The 5,187-nt window shown below is 39.3% G+C and carries 4 protein-coding genes; 2 read left to right on the forward strand and 2 right to left on the reverse strand.

Annotated elements, in window-relative coordinates; translation table 11 throughout:
- A partial coding sequence (locus A3763_RS13110) for a toxin-antitoxin system YwqK family antitoxin (protein ID WP_068760117.1) occupies positions 1–2,761 on the forward strand: 2,761 nt, incomplete at its 5' end.
- Positions 2,762–3,084: 323 nt separating this feature from the next.
- On the opposite strand, the gene A3763_RS13115 is transcribed toward A3763_RS13110, so the two are convergent.
- Both A3763_RS13115 and A3763_RS13120 read right to left on the reverse strand, forming a co-directional pair.
- Positions 3,085–3,513, reverse strand: a complete 429-nt coding sequence (locus tag A3763_RS13115; protein WP_068634124.1) for a hypothetical protein — start codon at positions 3,511–3,513, stop codon at positions 3,085–3,087.
- A complete protein-coding gene (locus A3763_RS13120) occupies positions 3,514–3,768 on the reverse strand; it encodes a type II toxin-antitoxin system Phd/YefM family antitoxin (RefSeq protein WP_068760119.1) in 255 nt (84 codons plus the stop codon).
- Positions 3,769–3,952: 184 nt separating this feature from the next.
- On the opposite strand from A3763_RS13120, the gene A3763_RS13125 reads away from it, so the two are divergent.
- The gene (locus A3763_RS13125; RefSeq protein ID WP_197482899.1) at positions 3,953–4,864 is read left to right on the forward strand and encodes a recombinase family protein; all 912 of its coding nucleotides are present in this window, start codon (positions 3,953–3,955) and stop codon (positions 4,862–4,864) included.
- The last annotated feature ends 323 nt before the right edge of the window (positions 4,865–5,187 follow it).

A 5,187-nucleotide genomic window follows, 5' to 3' on the forward strand; every position in this document is an offset into this window, starting at 1 on the left:
TTGGTCTTTATCAGAAGATGAAGAGATTTCTGACCTTATCGCAGATTGGTTGGTTAAGGTAGTACAAGACTTGAGATCAACCACAGTAACCACTGCACATCTTTACCGCTCATCTCTTGATCGAAATATTAGCTCTCAGAGTATAGATTTCTTTGAAAAACACGGTGACGTTTCTAACTATAGACTGGGGGAAGATTACGAAAATACTGATGAGAAAATAACAATCGAGAAACAAGGGTATGACGAAACCTTGGAATCTCACAAGCTTAAATTAAACAATTATGGAGAAAGGTATCTAATAGTTATTGAATCGGAAAATGATCCGAATCTGATTCAGAGCCAGAACGTAGACCTTTCTAATGAAAGTGATGATATAAATCTTTCTAATGTGATATTTCATGTTTTATATCCTTCCAATATTTTAGATCATAAAGATACTAAATCTTCTTTTATAAAGAATGAATACGAAACAAACGGGTCTGACCTTAAAGAAAAACTTTACTTTTATGGCCCTGGTAAAGATAAGGGCGAAGAACTGAGCGGGCAGGCTAAGGCGGTGCAGTCTGTTGCTTTAGCCACTTCTATTGCCTATAGCTATTCTGCACCCATGATATACCTCTCAACCGGCTTGAGTATGAGCTGTACAAGGAAAGCATTTGATTTGGAGTTCTTTACCGGATTGAGTAATGTGGGAACTTTATTTGATCAGCTGAGTGGTGAATCTTATAAAGACAGAGCGAGTTCTATTACAAGTTTAATGCTTAACATTCTCGTCGAGGATGCCCCTGAATGCGCTTTAATTACAATTAAATCAAAAATATTCAAAGCAGCTTTGGCTGCCTACAACCCAGTTATTGCCCTGCTGTACACAGCTTATAAAAAAGCTGATGCGGTTTCGAGTATTGCTTTGTTTACAAATCAGTTTGAAGGATATAGCGAAAAATTCATGGTAGGTTTCGAAAACTACCAAGAATCTACAATTGGCATAAATCCATCAAATCAAGTGATGCCACTGGTCGCAGGTAGGTTTGATGGTTCGTATCTATCTACCTCAAAACTTCAAGCATTGGATCTCCCTGTGAATGGTGAGGCATATATTGGAAGTTGTACACCTGGAGACAATAATACCTGCACCGTGTGGAATTATTTAGGCAGCGAAGATAGCTCGACAACTATCGAATTTGAGGTTGAGTGTAGATCGCACCCTGAACGAAATGATGAACAAGTACCTTGCCACTCGGTCCAAGTTCGAGATTTGGGAACAGTTAACGAAGAAGTTTTAGGGACGTTTAGACCGAAAACTAGTAATGATAGTGCAATCACATTCGAGCTTGACCTAAAAGGCAGGAAAGAACATCAATTGCAGTTTCGAAGCATTGACTCTGGCAGAGCCGAACATGTTGAAAACGTGTACTTACAAATATTTCCAATTTGGCTTAACTGTAGAAACTTAGGTTTCGATGAGGATGGATACTCGACTTACATAAACGAATTAGACGACAGTGAGTGGGAAGCACACTGTAGCAATAATCTGTTGCACGATGGCAGTGGAGAGTCTGAATACGCGCTTACGAGATTTGATTCAGATACGGGGGAAAAGTTGCTAGAGGTATCTTTCATAAATGGTATCGATCAAGGAATTGCTGTTGTGTATGAATACTTGACGGAAGTTGATCGTGTTACAGAGGTTGCACACGATGGGTTCATTTTCGATAGCAATCTTGCTTTATCAGTAAGACACCCTGATGAGCCGCGAGAGTTATTAGCCGATTCCAGAAATGATGGAGAGTTGAGAGTTTATTATAAGTCAGGGAATCTTTTGGCAGAGATGACTTACGAAAATGGACTAAAGGAAGGTTCGGACATTGGGTACTTTGAAAGTGGCCAAATAAGTGATCAAGCTAATTATGTTAATGGGCTCCGACAAGGTGCTTTTGTTATCTTCTATGAAAATGGCAATGCGCAGGAAGTATCAAACTATCTCGATGATCGCCTACATGGAAAACTATTCAGTTATGATGAAGATGGAAACCTGTTATTCGAGCATATCTACAAAAATGGAGAAAAAGATGGGGAGCAGATACATTACTGGGAAAATGGAAATATAAAAACTGTCATCCACTTCGTTGATGGTGTGAAGCATGGCTTACAAGAAAATTATTATTCAAATGGTGTAAAAGAAAGCTCGGAACCATATGTAGATGGTGAGTTACATGGTGTTTCTTATCGATATATAGAAAGCGGTACTTTACTAACAGAAACCACTTGGGTTGCTGGAGTTAAAAATGGCCCGGACATTAAATATTATGCTAATGGCCAAATAGAAGATTTTAAAACCAATGTTGATGGAAAATTCGAAGGAGAAGCGAGATCGTATTACTACTCAGGTGATCTTGAACGCCTCTTTCATTATTCTGAAGGAAAATTACACGGCCAAGAGACTGGCTATTTCCAATCAGGAGAAATCAGTGCGCAACAGTATTGGGAGGAAGGAAGCAGGATAGGCATACAGAAACTGTTCTATATAGATGGCACTGTAAAAAGAATACAGGACTGGACAGAGGAAAAGTACTTGAAAAGGTTAACCCTCTACTACCCCAATGGCTATATTGAAAAACACACGGAGCGTAGCTCCAAAGATGTTGTAACTATTGATTACCATTGTGGATGGGATAATCCTTTATCAGAGGCAATTGATTACCTTGGCTATAGTTACTCAAATCAAGAAGGATATACTTATGGATGTAGCGGGGACACTTAATATTTTCTGAAAATAGAAGGACTTCTAATAGAACAATGACTGCTTACTCATGAAAGCCGATAAACGTGAATTGTGTGAATCGTTGACATATCACACTCGCTTTCATACTCTAAACACGGCTTCTGGGGGCGGCGCTATACAGAGACAAGGCCTTACTAACTTTCGTCTCGCATTAAAACCGCCTTGTGCGGTTTTGCTGTTTATGGGGCTGGCTCACCCGATACTAAGCTTTTCTTGCTGAGTACCGATAAATAATTACGCACCATAACAATAAGGGGTAATACACTCTAAGCTGCGATAGCGGCCAACTTTTTGATCATATTCTAATCATCCCGGCTGACAGCGCTTGCTTTTCTGTTGCGGGCATGAGTTTGAACTGATTTCATGATTTCTTTGATTAGCTTTTCAGGTAAGACACCATAGCTATAAAGTCCATTATCCAGCTTTCGAATGTCGTACCCTGGCCAAGTAAATTTATTGTATTCGGTCGTAATAATCCAAGATCGTTCTGCATCTAAGCCCAAACGCTTTTTGGTTGCAGCAGGTATTTCTATACCGGACTCTGGATCAACGGGAGGGGTATGAGTGATGGGGAGAACAAATAAGATAGTTTGACCTTGCTCGCTTTTACGATTTAGTAAGACGCTACAAGGCCGTTCTTTCATACCTTCACTTTTTCCTTTTCGGTGCTCATTCCACCAAAGATAGGAATATTTAATGACATGGCCTATTTCGGGTATTTTTGCAGCCATTTATTTCATTTCATCATTGAAGAGCTTTGCTTCAGATGGAATAGCCGCTTCAGATAGATCGGATAGCTCATTTTCTGTCAGAGTGGAAATATGAAATGCTCTTTCTTCGAGCTCTTGAAGTCGATGATACTCTTCAGCAGATAAAAGAACTAAATCTTCTCGTCCATGGTTAGTGATTAAAACTGCTTCTCGGTGAGCAATGGTTCGATATCGGCCGAACTCCTTTTGCAACTCTCCTGATGTTACTTGTGCCATAAAATCCACCAATTAAGTAATTTACATATATTGTTGATTATCCGTATTTTACGGATATTTTCAAGATATCATTAGAGTATACCTATGTGATAGCCAATAAAGCGCCTATCTTTTACTATCATATAAGCCATGATCTATTCTAAGATAGAAAGCTATCACTATATATAGATATATAAGATGGCATATGAAGCTTCGGGAGGTAAACTCAATGGCAATGGTCGGGTACGCAAGGGTTTCAACAATCGATCAAGATCTGACATTGCAAAAGCAATCTCTAACAGCAGCTGGATGTGACAAAATTTTCTCTGAAAAACAAAGTGCAACGAAAACAGGTGGCCGAAAACAGCTTGAAGCCTGTTTAGACTATCTTCGTGAAGGTGACATATTAATTGTCACGAGGATAGACCGATTATCGAGAAGCCTTAGAGACTTGCAGAACCTAGTTCACGACTTGTCGGAAAACGGAATATTTTTAAAAACGGTTGAGCAACCCATCGATACTTCTAGTGCGGCCGGAAAAGCTTTTTTTGATATGTTAGGTGTTTTTGCAGAATTTGAAACCAATTTGCGAAGAGAGCGACAATTAGAAGGTGTGGCAAAAGCAAAAAAGGATGGTAAATATAAAGGCCGCCAACCAACCGCGAGAGCCAAATCTATAGAAGTCATCAACCTAATAAAAGAAGGGTTAACTCGAGAAGCAGTGGCCAAGAAGCTTGATATCGGCATTGCTAGTGTTTACAGAATTCTTAAAAAATATCAAGAAAACAACCCATCCTCTCCATTACCCGGCTCCCGATCCAAAATTAAAATTGCAGTCTTAGATGTTAGGCTTTACATCGAAAACAACAGCAAGTTTGTTAGGGGCAAGAAGAAAGTCAGAGATGATATTGAGTATGAATGGTCAAAATATTATGACGCGCAAAAGCTCCACCCCGAAGGGTACGATTATTTATTAAAAGTGCCTTATGAGTCACTTGAGGAATTAGACTCAACGATTGAAGACATAATTGGCGAGGCTCACTCAGCGGCAGACTTGCGGCATTGCTATTCCGAAATTAACATCACGCACAAAGAAACCGGGAAAGATTGGTCTTAGTCTGTCCACTTATTACTAGGAGGTCTTCATTGAAAATGATTCCTTTCCAAGCAAAAGCTCGAGCTAAATGCTGAAATTTTAAACGTTACAAATGACGACGGAGCGGAACATCTCGATTTCTCTTATCAGCCTGAAAATTGCTACTCACATTAGAAAATTGAATTGAATAATCTGGCCATTTTGGGCCTGACTTGATCTATTGCAATTTATGGCAAAAGCGGCCCAAAACAATTTATTATCTTAAGCTACCTTTTGTTTTACCAAAATTCTCAACAAAAACCGTATCATTTCGAACTTTAGTTTTTGAATAATTTATTGGTGGA

Source organism: Oleiphilus sp. HI0128, assembly GCF_001635365.1.

Coding starts and splice junctions, on each gene's coding strand:
- A3763_RS13115 (WP_068634124.1), bottom strand. CDS start 3,513: ATGGCTGCAAAAATACCCGAAATAGGCCATGTCATTAAATATTCCTAT.
- A3763_RS13125 (WP_197482899.1), top strand. CDS start 3,953: ATGAAGCTTCGGGAGGTAAACTCAATGGCAATGGTCGGGTACGCAAGG.
- A3763_RS13120 (WP_068760119.1), bottom strand. CDS start 3,768: ATGGCACAAGTAACATCAGGAGAGTTGCAAAAGGAGTTCGGCCGATAT.